The sequence below is a fragment of the Streptomyces colwelliae genome, assembly GCF_048158785.1.
Taxonomy (GTDB): domain Bacteria; phylum Actinomycetota; class Actinomycetes; order Streptomycetales; family Streptomycetaceae; genus Streptomyces.
The window spans coordinates 71310-93848 of record NZ_JBLTJC010000002.1 but is presented as its reverse complement, the minus strand read 5'-3'; the positions used below and the strand labels follow the sequence as shown (position 1 = coordinate 93848).

At 69.6% G+C, this 22539-nt stretch carries 24 protein-coding genes and 1 pseudogene; 9 read left to right on the top strand and 16 right to left on the bottom strand.

Going from position 1 to position 22539, the window contains the following annotated elements; all coding sequences use genetic code 11:
- Positions 1–7: 7 nt before the first annotated feature.
- Entirely contained in the window at positions 8–793 is a 786-nt protein-coding gene (locus tag ACNFOC_RS00970) for an SDR family NAD(P)-dependent oxidoreductase (RefSeq protein WP_416955558.1), read from the top strand.
- 23 nt (positions 794–816) lie between these two features.
- On the opposite strand, the gene ACNFOC_RS00965 is transcribed toward ACNFOC_RS00970, so the two are convergent.
- From ACNFOC_RS00965 to ACNFOC_RS00955, 3 genes and pseudogenes are all read right to left on the bottom strand, one after another.
- The gene (locus tag ACNFOC_RS00965) at positions 817–1863 is read right to left on the bottom strand and encodes a lysylphosphatidylglycerol synthase transmembrane domain-containing protein (RefSeq protein WP_416955556.1); all 1047 of its coding nucleotides are present in this window, start codon (positions 1861–1863) and stop codon (positions 817–819) included.
- A gap of 31 nt (positions 1864–1894) precedes the next feature.
- Positions 1895–2341, bottom strand: a pseudogene (locus ACNFOC_RS00960) (VOC family protein); the annotation flags it as partial.
- Positions 2342–2682: 341 nt separating this feature from the next.
- Positions 2683–4302, bottom strand: coding sequence for an MFS transporter (locus tag ACNFOC_RS00955; RefSeq protein WP_416955554.1), 1620 nt, complete (start codon positions 4300–4302; stop codon positions 2683–2685).
- Between the two features lie 107 nt (positions 4303–4409).
- On the opposite strand from ACNFOC_RS00955, the gene ACNFOC_RS00950 reads away from it, so the two are divergent.
- Positions 4410–4940 (top strand): TetR/AcrR family transcriptional regulator, encoded by a 531-nt coding sequence (locus ACNFOC_RS00950; RefSeq protein WP_416955552.1) that lies wholly within the window; start codon positions 4410–4412, stop codon positions 4938–4940.
- Between the two features lie 49 nt (positions 4941–4989).
- Positions 4990–5823 (top strand): LmeA family phospholipid-binding protein, encoded by an 834-nt coding sequence (locus ACNFOC_RS00945; protein ID WP_416955550.1) that lies wholly within the window; start codon positions 4990–4992, stop codon positions 5821–5823.
- Between the two features lie 3 nt (positions 5824–5826).
- Here the strand turns inward: ACNFOC_RS00945 and ACNFOC_RS00940 are convergent, their stop codons facing one another.
- From ACNFOC_RS00940 to ACNFOC_RS00925, 4 genes are all read right to left on the bottom strand, one after another.
- Complete coding sequence (locus tag ACNFOC_RS00940) at positions 5827–6480, bottom strand: TetR family transcriptional regulator (RefSeq protein ID WP_416955548.1); 654 nt, start codon at positions 6478–6480, stop codon at positions 5827–5829.
- A gap of 170 nt (positions 6481–6650) precedes the next feature.
- Positions 6651–7229, bottom strand: coding sequence for a hypothetical protein (locus tag ACNFOC_RS00935; protein WP_416955546.1), 579 nt, complete (start codon positions 7227–7229; stop codon positions 6651–6653).
- A gap of 142 nt (positions 7230–7371) precedes the next feature.
- Positions 7372–8250, bottom strand: a complete 879-nt coding sequence (locus tag ACNFOC_RS00930; protein ID WP_416955544.1) for an RNA polymerase sigma factor SigF — start codon at positions 8248–8250, stop codon at positions 7372–7374.
- Between the two features lie 153 nt (positions 8251–8403).
- On the bottom strand, positions 8404–9216 hold the full coding sequence (locus ACNFOC_RS00925) for an SAM-dependent methyltransferase (protein ID WP_416955542.1): 813 nt from the start codon (positions 9214–9216) through the stop codon (positions 8404–8406).
- Between the two features lie 204 nt (positions 9217–9420).
- Here ACNFOC_RS00925 and ACNFOC_RS00920 point away from each other — a divergent pair, with 204 nt between their 5' ends.
- Positions 9421–10707 (top strand): PP2C family protein-serine/threonine phosphatase, encoded by a 1287-nt coding sequence (locus tag ACNFOC_RS00920; RefSeq protein WP_416955540.1) that lies wholly within the window; start codon positions 9421–9423, stop codon positions 10705–10707.
- A gap of 40 nt (positions 10708–10747) precedes the next feature.
- Here the strand turns inward: ACNFOC_RS00920 and ACNFOC_RS00915 are convergent, their stop codons facing one another.
- The gene (locus ACNFOC_RS00915; RefSeq protein ID WP_416955539.1) at positions 10748–11194 is read right to left on the bottom strand and encodes an ATP-binding protein; all 447 of its coding nucleotides are present in this window, start codon (positions 11192–11194) and stop codon (positions 10748–10750) included.
- 240 nt (positions 11195–11434) lie between these two features.
- Here ACNFOC_RS00915 and ACNFOC_RS00910 point away from each other — a divergent pair, with 240 nt between their 5' ends.
- The 4 genes from ACNFOC_RS00910 (at position 11435) to ACNFOC_RS00895 (ending at position 14882) form a co-directional block, all read left to right on the top strand.
- Entirely contained in the window at positions 11435–12307 is an 873-nt protein-coding gene (locus ACNFOC_RS00910; protein WP_416955537.1) for a Sco1979 family transcriptional regulator, read from the top strand.
- Positions 12304–12555: a DUF397 domain-containing protein gene (locus ACNFOC_RS00905; protein WP_019056840.1), complete on the top strand. Its 252-nt coding sequence runs from the start codon at positions 12304–12306 to the stop codon at positions 12553–12555. The genes ACNFOC_RS00910 and ACNFOC_RS00905 overlap by 4 nt, the downstream gene beginning before the upstream one ends.
- Before the next feature lie 84 nt (positions 12556–12639).
- Entirely contained in the window at positions 12640–13467 is an 828-nt protein-coding gene (locus tag ACNFOC_RS00900; protein ID WP_416955535.1) for an SAM-dependent methyltransferase, read from the top strand.
- 371 nt (positions 13468–13838) lie between these two features.
- The gene (locus tag ACNFOC_RS00895) at positions 13839–14882 is read left to right on the top strand and encodes a glycoside hydrolase family 5 protein (protein WP_416955533.1); all 1044 of its coding nucleotides are present in this window, start codon (positions 13839–13841) and stop codon (positions 14880–14882) included.
- An 89-nt stretch (positions 14883–14971) separates the two neighbouring features.
- Here ACNFOC_RS00895 and ACNFOC_RS00890 read toward each other — a convergent pair whose 3' ends face one another.
- A complete protein-coding gene (locus tag ACNFOC_RS00890) occupies positions 14972–15397 on the bottom strand; it encodes a nuclear transport factor 2 family protein (protein ID WP_416955531.1) in 426 nt (141 codons plus the stop codon).
- A gap of 171 nt (positions 15398–15568) precedes the next feature.
- On the opposite strand from ACNFOC_RS00890, the gene ACNFOC_RS00885 reads away from it, so the two are divergent.
- Positions 15569–16375: an SDR family NAD(P)-dependent oxidoreductase gene (locus ACNFOC_RS00885; RefSeq protein ID WP_416955530.1), complete on the top strand. Its 807-nt coding sequence runs from the start codon at positions 15569–15571 to the stop codon at positions 16373–16375.
- Positions 16376–16440: 65 nt separating this feature from the next.
- Here ACNFOC_RS00885 and ACNFOC_RS00880 read toward each other — a convergent pair whose 3' ends face one another.
- The 7 genes from ACNFOC_RS00880 to ACNFOC_RS00850 all read right to left on the bottom strand — a co-directional run bounded on the left by ACNFOC_RS00880 (position 16441) and on the right by ACNFOC_RS00850 (position 22511).
- Positions 16441–17094 carry a TetR/AcrR family transcriptional regulator gene (locus ACNFOC_RS00880; protein ID WP_416955529.1) on the bottom strand — a complete coding sequence of 218 codons (654 nt, stop codon included), beginning with the start codon at positions 17092–17094 and terminating at the stop codon, positions 16441–16443.
- Positions 17095–17125: 31 nt separating this feature from the next.
- A complete protein-coding gene (locus tag ACNFOC_RS00875; RefSeq protein WP_416955527.1) occupies positions 17126–17530 on the bottom strand; it encodes a RidA family protein in 405 nt (134 codons plus the stop codon).
- 61 nt (positions 17531–17591) lie between these two features.
- The gene (locus tag ACNFOC_RS00870; protein WP_416955525.1) at positions 17592–18194 is read right to left on the bottom strand and encodes a helix-turn-helix domain-containing protein; all 603 of its coding nucleotides are present in this window, start codon (positions 18192–18194) and stop codon (positions 17592–17594) included.
- 66 nt (positions 18195–18260) lie between these two features.
- Positions 18261–18956: an alpha/beta hydrolase gene (locus ACNFOC_RS00865; RefSeq protein ID WP_416955523.1), complete on the bottom strand. Its 696-nt coding sequence runs from the start codon at positions 18954–18956 to the stop codon at positions 18261–18263.
- A gap of 129 nt (positions 18957–19085) precedes the next feature.
- Complete coding sequence (locus ACNFOC_RS00860; RefSeq protein ID WP_416955521.1) at positions 19086–20393, bottom strand: dihydrolipoamide acetyltransferase family protein; 1308 nt, start codon at positions 20391–20393, stop codon at positions 19086–19088.
- Between the two features lie 13 nt (positions 20394–20406).
- Positions 20407–21375, bottom strand: coding sequence for an alpha-ketoacid dehydrogenase subunit beta (locus ACNFOC_RS00855; protein ID WP_416955519.1), 969 nt, complete (start codon positions 21373–21375; stop codon positions 20407–20409).
- The gene (locus ACNFOC_RS00850; RefSeq protein WP_416955517.1) at positions 21372–22511 is read right to left on the bottom strand and encodes a thiamine pyrophosphate-dependent dehydrogenase E1 component subunit alpha; all 1140 of its coding nucleotides are present in this window, start codon (positions 22509–22511) and stop codon (positions 21372–21374) included. Before ACNFOC_RS00850 ends, ACNFOC_RS00855 begins: the two co-directional genes overlap by 4 nt.
- Between the last annotated feature and the right edge of the window lie 28 nt (positions 22512–22539).

Sequence of the window (22539 nt, the reverse complement as noted above, 5' to 3'; positions counted from 1 at the left end):
CGCTGCCATGACCAACGCATCCGCTTCTCCCTCCCTCGGCCTGCTGTCCGGCAAGGTCGCCTTCGTCACCGGCGCCGGTCGCGGTATCGGCGCGGCGGCGGCACGGCTGTTCGCCCGCGAAGGCGCCCGGGTCCTGCTCGCGGCCCGCACGGAGGCCCAGCTGAAGACGGTCACCGAAGAGATCCGGGAGGCCGGCGGCACCGCGGACCACGTGGTGTGCGACCTGGCCGACGCGACAAGCGTCCGCGCGGCCGTCGACCGGACCGTGGACCTGTACGGCAGGCTCGACGTGGCCTTCAACAACGGCGCGACGCTCCAACGCCCCGGACCCATGGACGAGTTGCCGGAGAGCGACTTCGACCATGTCTACGACGTGAACCTCAAGGGCGTCTGGCTCGCCATGGTCGCCCAGGTCGCCGCCATCCGGGCCACGGCGGGAACGGGCGCCATCCTCAACAACTCCTCCGTCGGCAGCCTGATGGGCAACCCCGAGCTGCCCGTCTACGGCGCGATGAAGCGCGCGGTCAACAGCCTCACGGAGTCGGCCGCCGTCACCTACGGCCCGGAAGGCATCCGCGTCAACGCCATCGCCCCCGGCAACACCCTCACCGAGATGGTCCGCACCTGGGAGGACCACTCCCCCGGCCTCCAGGACCGCCTCACGGCGCTCACCCCGCTGCGCCGCGCGGCCGACCCCCACGAGATCGCCCAGGCGGCGGCCTGGCTGCTCAGCGACCGCGCGTCCTTCGTGACCGGCACGGTCCTGCGGGTCGACGGCGGCGCACGGGCCTGACGGTCGGGTGGCCCGGCGTTCCGCTAGAGGGCGGGCTCCCGGCGATTGTGGCGGCGGATGACCAGCCACGTTATCCAGCCGACGCCGATGATGAACCCGAAGCTGATGATCCGGTAGAGCACGACCGTGGCGATCGCGGTGCTGGTCGCGACGCCGCCCGTGACCAGTCCGAGGATCAGCGCGCTGTCGATGAGGCCGAGGCCGCCCGGGATGATCGTGAGCGTCCCGGCGGCCATGCCCGCGCAGAAGGCGAGCAGCAGTTGGGCGCTGCTGATCTCCGTGTCGCTGATGGCGTGGAAGCACAGCCACAGACAGCCCGCGTCCAGCAGCCAGTTGAGGACGGCGAAGACCGCGGCGGCGACGGCGTGCCGGGGTTCGAGCCGGGCGGTGCGGAGCTGCTCGACGAAGCCGCGGATGCGGTCGAGGCCCTGGGTCTCGGGAAGGTGCCGCAGCCGGTTGACCCGGGCCAGCGCGGCGCGGGTCGCCGGTTCGACCTTCTCCGGGTGGCGGGTGATGCGGCGGATGCCGACGGTGAGCAGGAGCACGGCCAGGCCGAGGGTGACGAGGCTGTGCCACTGCAAGCTGCCGTCGGAGGCGATCGCGGAGATCGCGGTGACGACGGCGAGGGCCGCCGCGGAGAGCAGGCCGGACAGCGCGATGCACCAGGAGGCGACGGCGGGCGTGGCCCCGAAGCGGCGCATCTGCTGGTAGTTGAAGTGGGTGGAGAAGGCCGGACCGCCGGGCAGGGTGACGCTCAGCGAGTGGGCCGCGTAGGCGAGGGCCACGTGTCGTTGGATCGGCACGATCACCCCGGCCGACCGCAGCAGTCGGCGTTGCATGCGCGCGTAGCAGCCCATGGCGGCCACCTCGGCGACGAGCGCGACGGCGAACCAGTTCAGCCTGGGTGCGCGCAGCTGTGACAGGGCGGCGGCCAACGAGGGCCAGCCCAGCACCAGTTCGGTGGTGAACAGCGCGAGCAGGACCGTGATCACCACCGGCCGCAGCCAGCGCCGGGTGCGATGCGGGGCCGCGTCGGCCGGTTCGGTGGCGGTGGTGTCCGGAGCGTGCACAGGCAGGACCGTCGATTTCGTGAAGTGAGCTTCAGCCGTCGGCGATCCCGGCACCGCTCAGGGCGGGGACGGTGTTCTCCGAGCGGACGAGGGAGCGGGCGCCGAGGCGGAACTGTTCCAGTTTATCCACGATGGTCCGACCGACCGGCGTGTGCCCCCAGATACTGATGCCCTGGTGGGTGCCGGGCTCCCAGGTCGCCTCGTCGACGACGACGGGGTTCCAGCCGACCTCCCACTCGAAGCCCGAGGGGCTGCGGGCGTAGTACGACAGTTCCTTGTCGTTGGTGTGCTGCCCGACGGACAGCGCCATGTCGAAGCCGAGTTCGCACACGCGCTGATAGCTCCGCGCGAGGTCGTCGAGCCCGGCCGCCTGGATGTTGAGGTGCTGGACGCGGGTGCGGACCGGGTCGACGGGCAGCCCGCGCACACCGGCAATCGCGACGGAGTGGTGGCGCTCGTCGACCCGCAGGACTTGAACGTTGTGCCCGCCGATCCCGTAGCGGGACACCAGGTCGCACACCGCGTCGTCGCTGGTCAGTCGTCGTTCGTCGTCGCCCGGGAGGATCGGGAACTCCCAGCGGTGATGGCCCAGCGGTGTCGGGCGGTCCACGGCGGGCCGGGCCGGGTCACAGCGGAAGCGCAGCCGGTCGTGGTCCGGCCAGGGTATGGCCGCCGGCCGTCATCTCATGACGGTCCATCAACTTCCGGTAGGCGGGCGGGAGAAGGTGCTGATGGACGTCGACGCGGTACGGGGCGGACATGTCCGCTCGCTTCCTGGTCTCCGAGCTGCTGGTCAACGGGCGGTCAGTGTCGAGGAGTTCACACGGAGTCGGCGTGCTCCTCGTCGCGGCTGGTCTCCGTCGCCTGCGGCTGCTCCGGCTCGGGCGTGCCCGTGGTGCGACGGCCCGGCAGGACCGCGAGGACGATCAGCGTGCCGGCGGCCATGATGATCCCGCCGACGAGGCTGGTCTGCGCGACACCGTGGGCGAAGGCCTCGTGCACGGCGTCGACCAGGGCCTGCGCCTGCTGCGGTCCGGCGGAGGGTGTCTTCGCGATCTGCTGGGCGACCGCCAGGCCGCCGCCGACCGAGTCCTTGGCGGTGTCCAGCGCGGCGGCGGGGAGGTGTCCGCCGGCCAGGTCGGTCAGCTTGTCCTGGTAGGTGGTGCCCAGCAGCGAGCCCAGGATGGCGATGCCGAGGGAGCCGCCCAGTTCCAGCGCGGTGTCGTTGGCGCCGCCGCCGACGCCGAGCTCGTTCTCCGGGAAGGAGCCCATGATCGTGTCCGTGGCCGGGGAGACGCTCAGCCCGATCGCGAAGCCCAGCAGCATCATCGTGGGCAGGAAGTCGCCGTAGGTGGAGGCCTTGTCGACCTGGGTGAGCAGGAGGACGCCGACGGTGCCGAGCACCATGCCGGTCACCACCATCGGCTTCATGCCCAGCTTGGGCGTCAGCCGCCCGGTGACCACGGCGCCGAGGAACACGGCACCGGCCAGCGGCAGCAGTCGTACGCCCGTCTCCAACGCGTCGTAGCCGAGGACGAATTGGAGGAACTGCGTGGCGTAGTAGATCGCGCCGAAGGTGCCGAAGAAGAAGAACAGCACCGCCGTCATCGAGCCGCTGAAGGGACGCTGAGCGAACTTGCGGACGTCGAGCATGGGGTGCGGGTGGCGCAACTCCCAGGCCACGAAGGCGGGTAGGCCGACGGCGGCGACGACGGCCGCGGTGACCGGACCCGCGCCCCAGCCGAAGTGCGGGCCCTCGATGATCGCGTAGACGAGGCTGCCGACCGAGACGATCGAGAGCAGACCGCCCACGCAGTCGATGCGGCCCATCGCGTCCGCCTTGGACGGCGGTACGAGGACGAGGGCGCCGACGATCGCGACGAGGGCGATGGGCACGTTGATCAGGAACGTGGAGCCCCAGGCGTGGTCCGCCAGCAGCCAGCCCGCGACCAGCGGGCCCACGGCGATGGCGAGACCCGAGGTCGCGCTCCAGGCCGTGATGGCCCGCGCCCGCTCGTGCCTCGGGAAGATCGCGACCAGCAGGGACAGCGTGGCCGGCATGACCACCGCGGCGCCCACACCCATGGTCGCGCGGGCCGCGATGACCAGTCCGGTCTCGTGGACCAGGCTGCCCGTCACCGATCCGCCGGCGAAGATCACCAGGCCGGTGACGAGCGCGCCGCGACGGCTGTACTTGTCGCCGATCGCGCCCAGCACGAGCATCAGCGCGGCATACGGGACGGTGTAGCCGTCGACGACCCACTGCAGATCACTGCTGCTCAGGCCCAGGTCGGTGGTCATGTCGGGGGCGGCCACGATCAGCGAGGTGTTCGCCATGACCACGATCAGCAGGCTCAGACAGAGCACGATCAGGGCGGACCAGCGCCGTGCGTACGGCCCGGTCGTCTTGTCGACGGGTGTGGTGACGAAGAGCGGCATCGGAGACTCCTGGACGGCATTAATTGCTCACTGATGTGCAGACTATTTCGTTGCCCATCGATGTGCAACTATGCCGGGACGGATCAGCCCCATCAGGAGGAGTCGACGTGACCGGCCGCAGCAGCGCCAAGGCGCGCGCCACCCGCGCCCGCATCCTGGAAGCGGCCCGGCGGGAACTGGGCCGTGACCCCGACTGCAGCCTCGGTGACATCGCGGACGCCGGGGAGGCGGTACGGCGGGCGAGCGCCACCGCCCGCGCCCCGACGCCGGACGCCGTGACCGCCCTCGCCCACCTCCCCCTCACGCTCTGCCCGGTCGGCGACCGCTACCGCACGCTCATCGGGCTCGCCCACCACGACCTGGGCCCCGGCGGGGTCGACGCGCTCCTCGGCCCGGCCCGTGACGCGGTCGCCGGGATCCTCGCCCACGGCCGGCGGCAGGGCGTCTTCCACATCGCCGTCCCGCCGGGCCCGCTCAGAAGAGCCCTGGAGGCACACCTGCTGGCGCTGCTGGAGAGCGTCAACTCCGGCCTCTGGACCGACGACGGCACTGCCGCCGCCACCGCGGCTCTCATCGCCGCGGGCGTCGGACCCTACCTCGCGGCCACCACGGTCCACCGCCTGCGACCGAACCGTTGAATCCCGTCGAATCCCGTCGAATCCCGCTGCATCCCGTCGAAGGAGACCCATGCACCCGTACGACCACGCCGACACCACGTTCCCCGCGTACGAGCCCGGTGACCCGCGCCCGCCCCGGAGGAACCGGCGTCCGGTCGTCATCGCCGTCGGCGCGCTGCTCGCACTGCTCCTCGTCCCCGTCGGCGTCGACCGCTACGCGACGGCGCGGGTGGAGTCCCGTACGGCCGAGGCGTTCCAGGAGGGCATGCACACTCCCTCCGCACCGGAGGTCCACGTGCGGGGCTTCCCTGTCCTGACGCAGTTGGCCGCCGGCACCCTGCGGCACGTGGACATCACCGCGCACGACATACCGGCGAGCGACACCACCGGCCCGCTGCCGGTGAGCGAACTCTCCCTCCAGCTGAAGGAGTTGAAGAGGTCCGACGACGACAGGGAAGCGCTGGCCCGCTCGGCGGAGGCGACCGCCCTGCTGTCCTACCCGGACCTGTCCGACGCCCTCGGGCTGGAGATCTCCCGGGGCTCCCGTCCCGACCGGGTCCGCGCGAGCGTCCTCCTGCCCACCGGCGACGACATCACGGTGGCGGCGACCGTCTCGGTGCTCTCCGGCAACCGCATCGCCTTCAAGGACTTCCAGGTCACGGGCGGTTTGCTGCCCGAAGTGGGCCGAGTGGCGCTCAGCAGGGTCTTCGAGCGGCCGATCCAGCTGCGGAACATCCCTCAGGGCCTGCGTCTGCGCTCGGTCACCACGACGGAGGGCGGGCTGATCGCCCGGCTGTCGGGCGAGTCGGTCACCTTCCGGTCAGACGACGGCTCGCGGGACGATCCTGTGCGGGATTCAGTGCGGGACTCGTTGCGGGGAGACTCGTCGTACGGGAACGCGTGAGGCTCAGTCGTGCGCGGCAGTCTCGTCCGCCGACGCGACCTCGTCCACCACGACACGTGCCTGCTTCTCCGGCACACCGGCCGCGATGAGCGCGGCGACCGCGGCGCGGTTCCCGTCGTCCTCCAGTTCCCCGGAGTTGACCTCTTCGAGCAGGGCGATCGTCAGGGCTTCCAGCCCGGCGCTCAGCACGGCGGGCGGCAGTTGGGTGTGGAACACGCCGTCGCGCTGTCCGCGGTCCAGGATGGTGGCGGCCGCGCGGCGGGCCGGTGCCAGGATCTCGGTGACGCGCTCCTGGCCCAGGTCACGGCGGGCCAGCGCCAGGAGGAGCCGGTAGCGGTCCCCCACGGTCCACATCGACAGGACGAAGCGCGCGAACGACCGCTCGGCCGGCTCCGCCACCGCGTCGGACGGTGCCGGGTCGGCGGGCAGCGCGTCCCGCAGGGCCTCCGACGCCTCCTCGGCCAACGCCTCCAGCAGCGCCTCCCGGCCGGGGAAGTGCCCGAACAGCGTGCGCCGTACGACACCGGACGCGCGGGCGAGTTCTTCCAGGGTGATGTCCGGGTTCAGGCCGAGTTCCCGGCGGGCCGTGGCCAGGATGCGTTCCCGGTTGGAGCGCGCGTTGCTGCGCTGGGGGACACGGGCCGGGGGCTTGGTCACGGACAACCTCGGTGAAGTGCGGGGACTACGGAGCGGGGGCGAGCGGTACGTCCAGTCTGGCACGCGCCCCCCCGGCTCGACGGCGTCCCGGCGCCACGGGCGGCCCTCTGCCTCCCCGCCGCCCCCGGCCCGGGACACGTACCGAGGACGCGGCCGCCGCCCGCCGTCCGTCAGTGGTAGGCGCGCAGGTAGCGGTCGAGCCGGGACCGGGCCCTGTCCACGCTCAGCCCGAGCGCCTTGCCGAGCGCCTCGCCCGGCACATCGTCGGCCTGCGCCCCGTACGCCGCTTCCTTGCCGACCCGGGCGGCCATGCGTTCCAGGATGGCCACCGCCTTCAGCGCGGCCACCGGCGCCGTGTCCGAGAGCGCGTCGAGCCGTTCCTCCAACTGCTCCATCAGCTCGGAGAGTTCCTCCGGCAACGGGACCGTCCGGCGCTCGACCGCGTGGATGTGTTCCCACCAGTCGTCGTACGCGTCGGAGGTGTCCAGGTCGTCGAGGTCGTGGTCCTCCACCTGGTCCCAGTCGATGGGATGGTTGTCCCCGCGCCAGCCGCACGCGCAGGAGGCCCGCCAGCCGGCTGCCTTCGGCCGGCCCATCCAGCCGTTGTAGGCCCACCACTCACGGGTCTCGAACCCACAACTGCCGCTGCCCACATCCAGATACACGGACTTCGGCTCACTGCCGTCGGCGAGGACCGCCCCCACGATGCCCTCGTGGGACTCCCCGAACTCCTCACTCCGCCACGCCACAACTCCCCCTTCCGGCAACCCCGCGACGGCCGGGCGGGCACCTGAGGTGCCGACCCGGCCACAGTACGAGAGTGCCGCAGAACGGACATCCGGGGAGGGTGAAATCACCCAACAGGCCGGATTGTTGGGCCGGAACGGCCCGTCAGGCGACCGCGGGATCGAGCAGCCCCGCGCGGAGACGGCGGAGCATACGGCTGATGAGCCGGGACACGTGCATCTGGGAGACGCCGAGTTCCTCGCCGATCTCGGCCTGGGTGCGCTCCTCGACGTAGCGCATGTGGATGATCTTCCGCTCGCGCTCGTCGAGTTGGGCGATGAGGGGGGCCAAGGAGCTGAGGTCGTCGACCAGTTCGAGCCCCGGGTCGTCCGAGCCGATGACGTCGGCCAGCACGGTCTCGCCCTCGGCGCCCGCGTCGGTGCTGAGCGCGGCGTCCAGCGAGGAGGAGGTGTAGCCGTTGGACGCCTTGCGGGCCTCGATGACCTCTTCCTCGGTCAGGCACATCAGCTCGGACAGCTCACGCGTGGTCGGCGTACGACCGAGGCGGGACCGCAGTTCCTCGGTCGCCTTGGCCAGCTCGACGCGGGCCTCCTGGAGTCGGCGCGGCACGTGGACGGCCCAACTGGTGTCGCGGAAGAAGCGCTTGATCTCGCCGACGATGTAGGGGACGGCGAACGACGTGAACTCCACCTGTCGCGAGAGCTCGAACCGGTCGATCGCCTTGATGAGTCCGATCGTGCCGACCTGGACGATGTCCTCCATCTCGTTGTTGCTGCGGCTGCGGAAGCGCGCGGCCGCGTAGCGCACGAGGGAGAGGTTCATCTCGATCAGGGTGTTGCGCACGTACTGGTACTCGTGGGTGCCCTCTTCCAGCGAGGTCAGCCGGTCGAAGAACTGGCGCGACAGCTCACGCGCGTCCTTCGGGCTCACCTTCGACGGCTCGGCGATCATCGGGAGCGTCTCCCCGACCGTGGTCCGCCGTCCTGCCGTGGCCGGTGCCTCCGCTGCCGTCACGGCTGCCATAACGCCCACCCCATTCGTCCGAAGGAACTGCCGACAAGAGCCCCCTGCCCCGCTTCTCGCGACTCACTCCCCCTCATCCGGCCAAATCCGGGGCGCGCACCTCGTTTTCCTCGACGAAGTACCCGCCCAAGTACTCTCCGAAGTACCCGCGGTCTACGCGTTCTTGGAGCCGACGCCCGCGTATACCCAGTACTCGGACGGGTTTTCGGGGATCTCGTCCGCCGGGTCCGGGCGCCACAGGGGGACGTAGGTCAGGCCCGGCGCGACGAGGTCGAAGCCGTCGAAGAGGCCGAGGATCTCGTCGTGGGAACGCGCGGTGACGGGTGAAGTGGCCCTGGCGCTGTACAACTTGCCCACGGCCGCCGCCGTGTCCGGGCGGTCCTCGTTGGTGGCGTGGCTCATGGCCAGCCAGCTGCCGTCGGGCAACGCGTCGCGGAACCTGGCGACGATGCCGGCCGGGTCCTCCGCGGGCGTGACGAAGTGCAGGATCGTGATCATCAGGACGGCGACGGGCTGCTCGAAGTCGATCAACTTCCGTACCTGCGGGGAGGAGAGGACGTCGGCCGGCCTGCGGATGTCGCCGTCGACGATGTCCGCGTCCGGGTTGTCGGCGAGCAGGGAGGTGCTGTGGGCGACGGCCACCGGGTCGTTGTCCACGTAGACCACGCGGGCTCCGGGGCTGGCGGCCTGCGCGACCTCGTGGACGTTGCCCTGGGTGGGGATGCCCGAGCCGAGGTCGATGAACTGCCGTACACCGGAGTCGATCAGGAAGCGCACGGCCCGGCCGAGGAAGTCGCGGTTGGCGCGGGCCAGGGTGCGGACCTGGGGGTCGATCGCCGTGAACGCCGCCAACGCCTCGCGGTCTATGGCGAAATTGTGTTCACCGCCCAGCATCGCGTCGTACATTCGGGCGACACTCGCCTTGTGAGGATCAATCCCCTGCGGCAGACCTCCACCGTCCGTCACCACAACTCCCTTTCGCCCCAGGTTGCTTGACGCGTCATCATATAGTTGCCGAGGAAAACACGGCAGACCGCTTGCCCCACGCCACGCGGCCGGTCCCCACCCCGGAAAGGCACGACTCTGCGGAACGAACCGCGCAGTCACCACGGTGACGCACCCCCTGCCGGGCCCCCACGCCGCAGGCAGGTCTTCGCCCCCGCCGCGGACGTGATCGGCTCGGAGCTCGACCTGCGGCTGACCGGCAGCCACGTCGTGCACGCGCTGACGCCCGGGTTCTGCGACGCGGCGTCGGTGTATCTGCTGGAGCGGTGGGTGCTCGAGGAGAACGCGTATCCGGCCCTGGACCCGCCGCAGATCGAGGCGCGTCGGCTGGCGGTGCGGGTGGGCACGGAGGCACCCGAGAGCTGGGACGGTGTGCTGCCGGTCGGCGAGGTGGTTGTCTTCCCCCGGGAGACCCCGTACGCACGCGCTCTCGCCAGCGGGCACTCGCAGGTCCTCGACGGAGTGGACAAGCACACCTCCGAGCGGCTGCTGGCCTCCGCCGGCGGCGACGCGCAGCGCATAGACGACCTGCTGAGGACGGCGTCGTTCCTCGTCGTGCCGCTCCAACTGCGGGGCGCCACCGTCGGGTTCGTCGCCTGCACGCGCGGCCCGGACCGGGACCCGTTCCTGCCCGGCGAGGCCGTGGCCGTGGAGTCGCTGGCGGCCCGGGCGAGCGTGGCCCTGGACAACGCGCGCCGCTACGAACGCGAGCGCCGCACCGCGCTGGCCATCCGCAACAGCCTGCTCCCGGACCCGGCCCAGGCGTTCCACGGCTGCCGCATCGCGCACGGCTATCTCCCGGCCGGCCAGGGCAACATCATCGGCGGCGACTGGTTCGACGTCCTGCCACGCCCCGGCGGCCGGGTCGGCCTGGTCGTCGGTGACGCGATGGGCCACGGCCCCGAATCCGCCGTAGCCATGATCCAGCTGCGTACGGCCGTGCGCACCCTGGCCCGGCTCGACATGGAACCGGCCGAACTCATGCGCCGGATCGACGAGTTGGCCTACGACACCCCGGGCGCGTCGTTCGCGACCTGCATCTACGCCGAGTGGGACGCCCGGGCGCACTCCTGCACCCTGGTCGGCGCCGGTCATCCGCCCCCACTGCTGCGCGGCCCGCACGGACCGGCCCTGCCGGTCACGCTCGCCAGCGCGGGACTGCCGCTGGGGCTCGGCACGGGCAACTACGAGGCCACGGTGCTGACCATCGACGAACCGGCGCTGCTCCTGCTCTACAGCGACGGACTGGTCGAGTCGCGGCACGCCGACATCGACCAGGAGATCGCCTCGCTGGCCCGGGCCCTCGACACGGCCGCCGCGGAGCCCACGCCGGCCGGCGGACCGGAGGGGTTCCCCTCGCTGTGCGAGCGGCTGCTGCGTGCCCCGTCCGCGACTCCCGGGGCGGACGACCGCACGCTGCTGCTGGCCGAGTTGACGCCCGCGACCACCTGAACAGGCCGCGGGCGTCCTCGCCCCCTCCAAGTGTCCGGCGTCAGTAGCCGGTGGACAGTGTGGCCCACACGGCTTTCCCGCCGGTGAGCGCGGATCTGTCGACCCCCCAAGTGTCCGCGATGGCCTGCACGATGAACAGTCCGCGCCCGCTCTCGTCGTCGGCGCACGGTTCGCAGCGGGAGAGACTGCCGCCGGTGTAGTCGTGGTCGTGGACCTCGATGCGCAGACTACGGTCGGTGACGAGGCCGACACCGCACAGGAGTCTCGCGCTGGGGGTGTGGCACACCCCGTTGGTGGCCAACTCGGAGATGAGCAGCACCGCGTCGTCGCGCACGCCTTCGGGCAGCTGCCACTTGGCGAGTTGCGCGCCCATGGCATGCCGGGCGGTCCGGACGCCGGAGCGGTGCGCCGGAAGTTCCAGCCAGTGCGACAGATCCGGACTGGTGACGTCTAAAAGCTGCGGGGAGGGAGTCGTGTGGGGGGACACGGTGGTTCGCCTTCCATCGGGGGCGGGCGCAGGCGGGAGACGCACAGCATCAGCAACCGGCCAACCGGACTTGGGGAGTTCCGGCGCGAGGCCTAGATCGCTCACACAAGTAACTATGCCCATAGCTCAGTTCAACCTGCAACCGACTCCCTGATAATTTCAGAACGTCGGTTTCTGTCTGGCGACAACAGCAAGTCGCTGTCAGACTAATGCCGGTGACAGTCCCTCAGGAGGTTGGGCGTGAGCGAAGCTCGGTCGAGCACCGGCGCGGGTGCACCCACGGTTCTGCGCATGATCCTCGGCCGAAGGCTTCAGGATCGGCGACAGGGTGCGGGCGTGTCCCTGGAGAACGCCGCCAAGGCCCTGCGGGTGACGTCCCTGACCATCCGCCGGCTGGAGAAGGCCGAGGTCGGCCTCAAGCCGCTCTACGTCGAGAAGCTGCTGGAGACCTACGGCGCCGACCGCCAGGAGATCGAGGAGTTCGTCGCCCTCGCCGACCGCGCCAACGAGCCCGGCTGGTGGCACGCCTACCGCGATGTGCTGCCAGGCTGGTTCACCGCCTATGTGAGCCTGGAGACCGGCGCCAAGACCCTCCGTACCTATGAGCCGCACTACGTCACGGGACTCCTTCAGACGTACGACTACGCGCGAGGCGTGCTGAGCGGTGGCTTCCCGAACGACAACGACGAAGACCTTGAACGGCGGGTGCAGTTACGTCTGCGCCGCCAGAGTCTGCTGGAGAAGCCGGACGCGCCCACGCTGTGGGCGGTGCTGGAAGAAGCCGTGCTCCACCGGGTGGTGGGCACTCCCGCGGTCATGCGGGACCAGATAGACCGGCTCCTCGAGGTCTCGGAACTGGACCACGTCAGTGTTGACATCGTCCCGTTCTCGGCGGGTGCCCATGTCGGGGCGTGCGCACCCTTCACCTATTTCCGGTTCGAGGAACCGGAGCTGCCCGACGTCGTCTACAGCGAGATCCTCTCCGCCTCCATGTACTTGGACCAACGGTCCGATGTCGTGGCCCATTTGGAGGCGCACAACAGGATGTCGCTGCTGACCTCGTCCGCGGACAGCAAGGCGCTCTTGAACCGCATGCGCAAGGAGTACTCATGACCACCACGGACGGCAAGGTCTACAACGGGATGCCCGCGTCGAACCTCGGCGAGCAGGGCTGGGAGTGCCCCTGGAGCGGTCCCAACGGAGGTCAGTGCGTGGAGACCAAGCAACTGGCCGACGGACGCATCGCGTTGCGCCAGTCGACCGATCCCGCCGGACCCGCTTTGATCTACACACCCCAGGAGATGGCCGCGTTCGTCGCGGGAGTCAAGCGGGGCCTGGCCGACCATCTGATGGCCGGCTGAACCAGACCACGGGCGTGGGGAATTGGAGCCGGCCCGGCTGCGACCTGCCCGAGACGCCGATGCACACCACTTGAGAGGGAGAGCATGACCAACGCCCACGCCGCGCGGGACATCGACACCAGCAGGCCGCACTCCGCCCGCATGTACGACTACTACCTGGGCGGCAAGGACCACTTCGAGATCGACAAGCAGGCGGCGGAGACGGTCGCGGCGGCCTACCCCGCCATCTTCGTCTGCGCCCGCGAGAACCGCGCGTTCATGCACCGGGCCACCCGCGTCCTAGCCCGGGAGCACGGCATCCGCCAGTGGCTCGACATCGGCACCGGCATCCCCACCGAGCCGAACCTGCACCAGGTCGCCCAGTCCGTGGTGCCCGAGGCCCGGGTGGTCTACGCCGACAACGACCCCCTGGTCCTCAAGTACGCCGAGCGTCTGATGCGCAGCACCCAGCAGGGCCGCACCACGTACGTCCAGGCGGACGTCAACGACCCCGAGACGCTGCTCAACGCGCCCCAACTGGCCGAGATCCTCGATCTCGGCAAGCCGGTAGCACTGTCCCTCAACGCGCTCCTGCACTTCGTCACCGACGCCCAGGACCCGTACGGGCTCGTGGCCCGCCTGCTGTCGGTTCTCCCTTCGGGCAGCGCCCTGGCCGTGAGTCACTGCACGCCCGACTTCGACCCCACCACCTGGGAGAAGGTGACCTCGATCTACAACAATGCCGGGACACCGGTGCAGTTCCGCTCCCAGAAGGACGTCTCCCGCTTCTTCACCGGGCTCGAACTGCTCGACCCCGGCATCGCCGTCGGCCACCGCTGGCGCCCCGATGCCGCCGACGAGGACGCCGTCGCGACGGAGCCGCCCACCGACGCCGAGGTCAGCCTCTGGACCGGGGTGGGCATCAAGCCGTAGAGCCGCCGCATGACGCAGGCGACGTTACGTGCGGGAAACCTTGACGACGGCGGTGCCGGATGCCACGATTCCGGCGCCGCCATGTTTGCGTAAACATCTCCAGGTCCGGCCCGGCCGACAGATCCGGTCGGCGTTCCGGCCGCAGGATGTTTACGTAAACATCCGCGTCGCGGCCGGTGGAGGAGGGAGGACAGGAGGCTCCCGGCGAGCAGGGCCCACCGTGCCCGTACTCCCCCACCACCACCGAGCCCACCGGGACTCGGGACGACGAGCCGACGTCATCCGTCCCGCCCGGTATCTGTTCCGACGGCTGCTCAGCCGCGCGCAGGCCTCGCCATGCGCGGAGTCGCCATTCCTGAAAGGGCAAGTCGATGCGCACCATCCCCGCCAGAACCCGCCTGCGGGCCACCTTCGTGGCCGTCGCGATCGCCGCGGCCATGGGCACCACGCTGGCCGGCAGCCCCGCCTCCGCCGCGCCGAGCACGAACACGTCCCAGTTCAAGGGCGTCAACTGGGCCGATCCGCGCGACAATTACGCCGATGACCCGGTCGTCCTGTCCGGCCTGTCGCTCTCCGACAGCTACGCCCAGACCTACGCGAAGGCGACCCGGGTGATCGCGGCGTTCCGCGCCAACCTCGGTGCCAACACGGTGCGGCTGCCCATCAACCCGTACACGGTGAACGGCAGTTACTGGAAGTCCTACCGCGGGGTCATCGACGCGGCGACGGCGCAGGGGTTCAAGGTCATCGTCTCGTACTGGGAGGGGACGGGCGCCAACAAGGACGGCTTCATCGACGACCCCGCCACGTACTGGCCCATGTGGAACACCGTGGTCAAGGCGTACCAGCACAACCAGCGCGTCTACTTCGAGCCGATGAACGAGCCGCACGGCTACACCGACGCCGAGTGGGCCGACCTCGCCGCCAAGTGGCTGGACACCTACTCCAAGGTGCCGCGCAACCGCGTCTTCGTCAGCGGCGCCGGCTACAACGACCACGTCACCACGGTCTGCGCCGACCCGCGCCTGAAGGGCACGTACCTCTCGCTGCACCACTACGGCTTCTGGAAGGACTACGCCACCTACGACCAGTGGGTGAGCGACCTCAAGGTGCGCCTCGGCGACTGCGCGAACCGCACCGTGGCCGACGAGTTCGGCGCCCCGATGACCACGGGCCTGAACTACAACGTGCCGACTCCCGCGGACAACTCGGTCAACTTCATCCAGGCTGACACCGACGTCTTCCGCGAACTCGGCATGGGCTCCGTCTACTGGCCCGGCCTGCGCACCGACGACACGTACTCGATCCAGAAGCTCATCGGCGACGCGGCCCGCCCCTGGCTGGTCACCACCAACCAGTCCGGCGCCGACCGCCTGGCCTGGGCCTGGGGCCGCGGCAAGCCCGTGAAGTCCTGAACCCGCGCCCTGATCCGCTGCCCTGATCCGTGTCCCCCGTGCGACGGGGGCACGGATCAGCGTGCGTTGGGCACTGGCCACGGCGACGGTCAGGCGTCTCCAGCCCTGACGCCGGGCACCTGACGCATTTCCGAGATCCTGCCGTCGGTGACGGAGAAGATCGCCATCACACGGAATTCCTGCCGCCCGGTGTCTCCGTCGTCCGCGGCACCTTCATGACGTCGCCCGCGGATCAGGATGTCGTATTCGATGACGACGTCGTCTCCCGACTCCAGATAGGTGTGGAACGGCTCCCGGATCTCCACCTCTTCGTATTGCTGGGGATAGATCCCGAAGTGCTTCCGCAGCTCCTCGATGCCGGCCGCCTTGACCTGACCGCAGGTGATGATGCGGCCGTCGGCCGCCCAGAATCGGTGAATCTCGTCGAGGGTGCCGTGATTTCCGGCGTCGCTCAGACCGGATATCCACGTGAACATGCCGTGGAAGAAATCCCGATGGCGCACAGTCGCGTTCATTGCTCGGAATGATCCTTTCGCACCCAAAACACCTTGGTCGCCGACCAAGACCGTAGCGCACCGCTTGGTCACCGCACAAGGGAACCGCCCGGAGTTGACATCTTGGTCGCTGACCAAGTTCACTTGTCGTGTTGGTCACTGAACAAGAGCATGCGTCCCAGGAGGAAGATCATGGCGAAGACGTGGTTCATCACCGGCGCCTCGAAGGGATTCGGCCGGGAGTGGGCGGAAGCCGCGCTCAAACGCGGCGACCGGGTCGCGGCGACCAGCCGTTCCGCGGCCGCCTTCGACGACCTGGTCGAGAAGTACGGCGACGCGGTCCTGCCGCTGCGCGTCGACGTCGCCGACCGCGCGGCCGCGTTCGAGGCGGTGCAGCGGGCGATCGACACGTTCGGCGAGCTCGACGTCGTCATCAACAACGCGGGCTACGGCCTGTTCGGCATGGTCGAGGAAGTCACCGAGCAGCAGGCCCGCGACCAGATCGAGATCAACGTGTTCGGCGCGCTCTGGGTGACCCAGGCGGTGCTCCCCCACCTCCGCGCCCGCGGCTCCGGCCACATCATCCAGGTGTCCTCCATCGGCGGCGTCACCTCACTGCCCGGACTCGGCATCTACCACGCGTCCAAGTTCGCCCTGGAAGGCTTCACCGCGAGCCTCGCCGCCGAGGTGAAGGGCTTCGGCGTCAAGGTCACCCTGGTCGAGCCGGCCGGGTACGCCACGGAATGGGCGGGGCCCTCCGCGGTGCAGACCGAGCGCCTTCCGGCCTACGACGATTTCCGCGCGGCGATGAGCGGTATTTCCTCCCGGCGCGGCGACCCGACCGCGACGCGAGCGGCGATTCTCACCGTGGTGGACGCGGAACAGCCGCCCCTGCGGATCTTCTTCGGTCAGGGCCCGCTGGAAAGGATCACCAAGGAGTACGAGGCGCGGCTCGACGAGTGGCGGACCTGGGACGAGGTCTCCAAAAGCGCGTTCTGACCCTAAGACGTGACGCCACATCCTCGATCAGAGTGCGGCGAGCGCTACGGCACCCCGACGCATCGTCAACTCTCGGCGCGTGGCCGGGGTTTGGCCGTCGGGGCCGATTGGAGGATCTGCTCGATTCCGAAGTCGAAGCGCTCGCTGTAGTCGATCGAGACGTAGTCCTCCAGCACCGAGTGGAGGCCCGGGAAATGCTGTTCGTCCACCGTTTCCCGCAGGCGGTCGTGGAACTCTGCCGGTGTCGCCTGTTCTTCCTGGACGAGCCCGAGCGTGAAATAGAAAAGGCTCCACGACGTCCACGCGGCCGACTTACGGGTGGGGCAGCCTTCGAAGAGGACCGTCACCACCCGTTCGGAAAAGGCCAGCGTGCTCGGTTCGACGGGAAAGGTGCCGGCGACGAGCAGGGCGCCGTCCCGGTGTCCGAGCATCGCCTGCCGCAAGCGCCGGAGCAGTTCGGCCACTTGCTGGCGCCAGTCTCCGTGCAGGTCGTCCAGGTCGACCTCGCCCATGATGGATTCCGCCATCAGACCGAGCAGCCGGTCCTTGGTCCGGATGTGCCACATGACCGTGTTCATCCGGACATCCAACTCGGCTGCGATCGCGCGAGCGGACAGCTTGGCGATCCCGTCCCGTTGCAGGACATCGAACGCGGCCTCGACAACACGGTCGAGCGTGATTCCGACCTTGGTCGGAGCAGCACCTGGCGTCTTGGTCACCGATCGATGCTACCCGGGCCGAAGCGACCGCTCACAAGGTCGCGACGACCTCGATCTCGACCAGATAGCCCTCGGCGAAGAGAGTCTCCACGCCGACACATGTACTCGCGGGCGGCGTCTGCCCTGCTCCCCGACAACCGGCGATGAGCCCGATCAACTGCTCCGCGTTGCCGGTGTCGTACCCGACGAGATAGATCGTCTCCTTGATGATTCTGCTACGGCTCGAACCGCCGGCGGCCAGCACCGTGTCGATGTTCTCGTAGGCCTTGGTGAATTGGGCCGCCAGGTCGTCCCGGCCGACGAGTTCCCCCTTCGCGTCCCAGGCGACCTGCCCGGACGTGTAGACGAGGCCGAGGGCGGGAACGGCCAGGCCGTGGGAGATCACGCCGGTGAGGGGCGGGAGTTCAGCAGGATTCAGCGCGATGGGTGACGACATCGTGGGTATTCCCTCTTCTTCCTGGAATCACCGATGCGCACCCTGCGCGTTCACGCGGTCCTCAGCGCGAGTCCGCCGCATTGCGACGTGACGATGCCGGGATGGGGTGCCGCATCGGAACGGTTGCCGCTGTCGACGCGATCAGTACGGTCGCGGCGGCGTCGTCCTTGTTGGTGAGACGGTGTTCCTTCGACGAATCGAAGTGCACCGAATCCCCGGTGTCGAGCTGAAGCGACACTCCCGAGATATCGAGAGTGATCGCCCCTGACAGCACATGCAGCCATTCTTCGCCGACGTGCCGGGCGGTCTTGGTGTTCTTCCCGGCCGCCAATTCGACCCGGATGACGGACATGGTTTCCCGAGGCCCGCTCAGTACGGTGTAGCGGCCGTCCTGCCCGTCACGCGTCATCGCCGCGTCGGCACGCACCAGATGGAAGTCGTCCTGATCGGGCTCCTGCACCAACTCGCTGATGGATACGCCGTAGACGCGGGCGATCTGGAGGAGGCTGCCGATGGACGGCTTGCGCACGCCCTTCTCCAGGCGCGAGAGATGCGCGGAGGAAATGCCGGTCTGTTCGGCCAGTGTCGTCAGGGTGATACCCCGCTCGCCCCGCATGTCCTTGAGGCGTTGGGCAACCCAGAGATCAGTGTCCTCGATCGGCATTCCCGCACAATAACATGCCTCTGGGGCAATAGAGCTGGCCTGCCAGGTACATCGGACGGTCTCCGTCTATACGAGTTTCAGCAGCTCCCGTTCGAGGATGTGCGGGCTCGTCAGCAGGCCGACATGGGTGACGTCGTGCAGCGCGACGACCCGGAATCCCCGTTTCTCCGCCGAGGCGGCGATATCGGTGAAGAGGGCCTGATCCGCGCAGTAGATGTAGGTGACCGCCATGCTCGCCAGGGCTTCTTCGCTGCCGGGGCCGAGGGGCTCCTCGTGGGTGAGGCGCGGCATCGGTGTCATCCGGCCCGAAAGCCACGCCGCCCCCTCGTCGTCCGCCCCGAGCAGCCCGGGGTCGAGAGCCGCCACCTCCCACTCGGCGGGCCCCGGAGACTCGGAGAACGCCTTCTCCAGCCACGGCAGCATCGTGAACGCCGACTCGCCGGTCACGGGGGCGAACGCGTCCGCGTACACCACCTGCCCGACCCGGTCCGGGGCGAGCGCGGCGGCTCCCGTGATCACCATCCCGCCGTAGCTGTGCCCGACCAGGATCGCGTCCACCACCCCTTCGGATTCCAGGAGTTCGGCGATCTCTCGCGCGTGGACGCCCAGTCCGACGTCCGGCGCGGAGAGCTCGCTCCGCTCGGCGAGGCCGGTCAGGGTGGGCGCGAGAACCGTGTGGCCGGCGCTCTCCAACAGGGGGCGCAACCGGTCCCAGCACCAGCCGCCACCCCACGAACCGTGTACGAGTACGAACGTAGCCATAGCCCGCTCCTCCTGAGATTCCAGAGCCCTCGGTGTTCCCACAGAGTCGCGGTCCGGCCCCACCCACGTCAACCTCATAGGCAATATAAGTTGCCTCATGGGCCAGCATGCCGACGGGCGCGGCAGCCGTCACAGCATGGCGAGTCCCGGTTCGTGCAGGATCTGCGCGGTATTGGCCAGCAGCTCGGAGCCCTGTCGCCCGTCCATGAGCCGATGGTCGAAGGAGAGCGCGAGCTGGGTGACCCAGCGGGGCTCGACGCGTTCGTCGCCGTCGTCGTCCTGGACGACCCAGGGCATACGGCGGACGGCGCCGACCGCGAGGATGGCGGCCTCTCCCGGGTTGAGGATGGGGGTACCGGTGTCCACGCCGAACACCCCCACGTTGGTCAGCGTGACGGTGCCGCCCGTCATGTCCTGAGGGGACGTACGGCCGGCTCGGGCGGTCGCGGTGAGGTCCGCCAGCGCCTGGGCCAGCTCGTGCAGCGACATCCGCTCCGCGCCCTTGATGTTCGGCACGACCAGGCCGCGGTCCGTCGCCGCCGCCACGCCGAGGTTGACGTAGTGCTTCAGGACGATCTCCTGCGCCGCCTCGTCCCAACTGCTGTTCGCCTCAGGGGTCTTGGCCAGAGCGATCAGGAAGGCCCGGGCGAAGAACAGCAGTGGAGTCACGCGTAGGTCGCGGAACTCCCGCCGCCCGGCGACGAGTTCACGAAGCCGCATGGTGGCGGTGACGTCGACGGTGATGAACTCGGTGACGTGCGGTGCGGTGAAGGCGGAGGCGACCATGGCGGCGGCCGTGTGCTTGCGGACTCCGCGGATCGGTACGCGTGTTTCGGAGCCCCGAGAGGTGTCGGGGGCCGGGGTGACGGCGGTCTCCGGGACCGCGCGTCGGACGTCCTCGCGGGTGATGGTGTTCCCGGGTCCGGTGGGGGTGACGGTCGCCAGGTCGACCCCGAGGTCCTTGGCGAGTTTGCGGACCGGCGGTTTGGCCGCCGGCCGGGCCGCGGCTCGGTCCGGTCCACTGTCCTCGACAGCGGCCGCCGTGCGTTGGGGCTGTGCCTGGGCGGGACGCCTTCTGCGACGGCCGGCGCCGGTGCCCTGCGGACCGTAGCCGACCAGCAGTGCGGCCTGTTCCGTATCCGGCTGCCGCACCGCCGGGCCGTCCGGTTCTCCGCCCGGCGCCTCTCCCGGTGCGTCGGTGTCGATCGTGATGAGCGGCCTGCCGACCGGAAGCAGGTCCCCCACGTCCGCGTGGAGGGCGCTGACCACCCCGGCGTAGGGCGAGGGAAGTTCGACGGCGGCCTTGGCCGTCTCCACCTCGACGATGATCTGGTTGACCTCGACGACGTCACCGGGCCGGACCGACCAGGCGAGGATCTCCGCCTCCGTCAGACCCTCGCCGACGTCGGGGAGCAAGAACTGCTGCGGGCTCGTCATGACGGCGCCCCTCCTAGTAACTCAGGCTGCGGTCAACGGCGTTGAGGATCCGGTCGACACCGGGCAGCCAGTCGGACTCCAGACGGCTGGGCGGGTACGGGGTGTCGTATCCCGTCACCCGTACGACGGGTGCTTCGAGGAAGTGGAACTCCTCGTCCTGGAGCCGTGCGGCGACCTCCGCGCCGAACCCGTGGGAGAAGGCGGCCTCGTGGACGACGACGGCCCGCCCGGTGCGGTGCACGGACGCGCGGACGATCGTGACGTCCCACGGAGACAGGCTCCGCAGTTCTACGACCTCCACGCTGCGGCCCTCCTCCGCCGCGACGCCGGCCGCCTCCAGACAGACCGGCACCGTCGGGCCGTAGGCGATCAGCGTCACGTCCGTCCCCTCGCGGCGGACGACGGCCTGCTCCAGCGGGAGGGCCGCGTCCGGGGTGACCTCTCCCTTGGTCCAGTAGTGCCGCTTGGGTTCGAGGAACACCACGGGGTCGTCCTCGGCCACGGCCTGTTGGATCATGTGGAACGCGTCGTGCGGGGTGGAGCAGGTGACCACCTTCAGCCCGGCCGTGTGCGCGAAGTACGTCTCCGGCGACTCCGAGTGGTGCTCGATCGAGCCGATGCCACCGCCGTAGGGGATACGGATCACGACGGGCAGGGAGATGCGGCCCCCTGAACGGTGCCGGAGCTTGGCGAGTTGGGTGATGATCTGGTTGGCGGCCGGGTAGACGAAGCCGTCGAACTGGATCTCGCAGACGGGCCGGTAGCCGCGCATCGCGAGTCCGATCGCCGCTCCGACGATGCCCGCCTCGCCCAGCGGGGTGTCGACGACTCTCAGGTCGCCGAACTCCTTGCGCAGTCCGTCCGTCACGCGGAACACACCGCCGAGCCGGCCGATGTCCTCGCCCATGAGCAGGACTTGGGGATCGTCGGAAAGGGCTCGGCGCAGGCCGTCGTTGAGGGCCTTGACCATGGAGACGGTCATTTCCGCTCTCCGTCCTGCGGGCCGGAGGAGACGAACTCCACGTGTTCGCGCAGCTGTTGGCGCAGATCGGCGGGCATCCGCGCGTAGGTGTGCTCGAACGGGGAGGACACGTCGGGGTCGGCCAACCCGCGGCAGCCGGTGCGCAGTTGTTCGGCCAGCTCCCGCTCGCGCTGTTCGAGGTCGGTGAAGTACTCGTCGGTCACGGCGCCGACGGACTCGAGATGCGCGCGCAGCCGCTCCAGCGGGTCCCGGGCGGTCCAGTCCTCGGTCTCCTCGGCGGCCCGGTAACGCGTCGCGTCGTCGGCCGTCGTGTGGGCGTTGACGCGGTAGGTGACCGCCTCGATCAGTGTCGGGCCACCGCCGGTTCGTGCCTGGTGGAGCGCCTGGCGTGTCGCGGCGAGGCAGGCCAGTACGTCGTTGCCGTCGACGCGGATGCCCGGAAAGCCGTATCCGGCGGCGCGTTGGGCCGCGGGGATGCGGCTCTGCACGCTGTAGGGGGCGGAGATGGCCCACTGGTTGTTCTGGCAGAAGAAGACCACCGGCAGGTTCTGGGCGGCGGCCCAGATGAACGCCTCGTTCGTCTCGCCCTCGCTCAGCGCGCCGTCGCCGAGGAACGCCAGCACGGCCGTGTCGCGCTCGGGATCGCCCGAACCGGTGCTGCCGTCGCGGTACAGACCCATGGCGTAGCCGACCGCGTGCAGGGTCTGCGCGCCGATGACCAGCGTGTACAGGTTGAAGTGATGTGCGTAGGGGTCCCAACCGCCCAGCGTGGTACCCCGGAAGAGTCCGAGGAGCGACACCGGGTCGAGGCCGCGGCACCAGGCCACGCCGTGCTCGCGGTAGGTGGGGAAGACCATGTCCCGGTCGTGCAGCGCGTAGGCCGCTCCGACCTGCGCCGCCTCCTGCCCGCGCAGCGAGGGCCACAGGCCCAACTCGCCTTGCCGTTGAAGGGCGATGGCCTCCGTGTCCAGGCGGCGGACGAGCGCCATGTCGCGGTAGAGGGCGGGAAGGTCGACGGTCGCCGGGTCGAGGGGCAGCCGAGGATCCGTACTCAAATTCCCCGCTGGATCGAGTAGTTGGACGGGTGGATCGGCCAATGACGTTTCGGACAGCGGGTCTTGTACGGCGTGTGCCATGCGTGTTCTCTTTCCGGGCGATGCTCTC

Coding starts and splice junctions, on each gene's coding strand:
- ACNFOC_RS00865 (WP_416955523.1), bottom strand. CDS start 18,956: ATGGCTACGTTCGTACTCGTACACGGTTCGTGGGGTGGCGGCTGGTGC.
- ACNFOC_RS00955 (WP_416955554.1), bottom strand. CDS start 4,302: ATGCCGCTCTTCGTCACCACACCCGTCGACAAGACGACCGGGCCGTAC.
- ACNFOC_RS00930 (WP_416955544.1), bottom strand. CDS start 8,250: ATGGCAGCCGTGACGGCAGCGGAGGCACCGGCCACGGCAGGACGGCGG.
- ACNFOC_RS00970 (WP_416955558.1), top strand. CDS start 8: ATGACCAACGCATCCGCTTCTCCCTCCCTCGGCCTGCTGTCCGGCAAG.
- ACNFOC_RS00945 (WP_416955550.1), top strand. CDS start 4,990: ATGCACCCGTACGACCACGCCGACACCACGTTCCCCGCGTACGAGCCC.
- ACNFOC_RS00900 (WP_416955535.1), top strand. CDS start 12,640: ATGACCAACGCCCACGCCGCGCGGGACATCGACACCAGCAGGCCGCAC.
- ACNFOC_RS00885 (WP_416955530.1), top strand. CDS start 15,569: ATGGCGAAGACGTGGTTCATCACCGGCGCCTCGAAGGGATTCGGCCGG.
- ACNFOC_RS00875 (WP_416955527.1), bottom strand. CDS start 17,530: ATGTCGTCACCCATCGCGCTGAATCCTGCTGAACTCCCGCCCCTCACC.
- ACNFOC_RS00855 (WP_416955519.1), bottom strand. CDS start 21,375: ATGACCGTCTCCATGGTCAAGGCCCTCAACGACGGCCTGCGCCGAGCC.
- ACNFOC_RS00850 (WP_416955517.1), bottom strand. CDS start 22,511: ATGGCACACGCCGTACAAGACCCGCTGTCCGAAACGTCATTGGCCGAT.
- ACNFOC_RS00895 (WP_416955533.1), top strand. CDS start 13,839: ATGCGCACCATCCCCGCCAGAACCCGCCTGCGGGCCACCTTCGTGGCC.
- ACNFOC_RS00890 (WP_416955531.1), bottom strand. CDS start 15,397: ATGAACGCGACTGTGCGCCATCGGGATTTCTTCCACGGCATGTTCACG.
- ACNFOC_RS00870 (WP_416955525.1), bottom strand. CDS start 18,194: ATGCCGATCGAGGACACTGATCTCTGGGTTGCCCAACGCCTCAAGGAC.
- ACNFOC_RS00860 (WP_416955521.1), bottom strand. CDS start 20,393: ATGACGAGCCCGCAGCAGTTCTTGCTCCCCGACGTCGGCGAGGGTCTG.
- ACNFOC_RS00905 (WP_019056840.1), top strand. CDS start 12,304: ATGACCACCACGGACGGCAAGGTCTACAACGGGATGCCCGCGTCGAAC.